The organism is Robertmurraya sp. DFI.2.37 (genome assembly GCF_029211245.1).
GTDB lineage: Bacteria > Bacillota > Bacilli > Bacillales > Cytobacillaceae > Robertmurraya > Robertmurraya methanolica_A.
In genome coordinates, this window is record NZ_JARGEJ010000597.1 from 1 (window position 1) to 304 (window position 304).

The 304-nt window shown below is 35.9% G+C and carries 1 pseudogene; it reads left to right on the forward strand.

Features of this window, described 5'->3' with window-relative positions:
- Window positions 1-254, forward strand: a pseudogene (locus tag PZE06_RS27850) (DUF4153 domain-containing protein); the annotation flags it as partial.
- Window positions 255-304 lie beyond the last annotated feature (50 nt).

Here is a 304-nt window from a genome sequence, read left to right on the forward strand (position 1 = left end):
AAATCATCGTTGCCCAAAACATCGAGCGCTATGAAGCAACTGGAAAAATTGATATCGATTATTTAGGGTATACGTCTGCCACAGGAATTATTGGGTTAATCGAATTATATGAACAGGACCCCGAAATTCCGGGATTAAAAGAATTGCTTGCCCAGAAAAAGGATGAACTTCCATTTATGAAATCTGACACTTGGCAGTCGAAAAACTATATAAGAGACAAAGCTTATCAAAAACTAGAAAAATTGAATTTATAAAAAACATAGCTCTCAGTTTTTAATGAGGCCACTGAAAAAGTGTTCAGCGG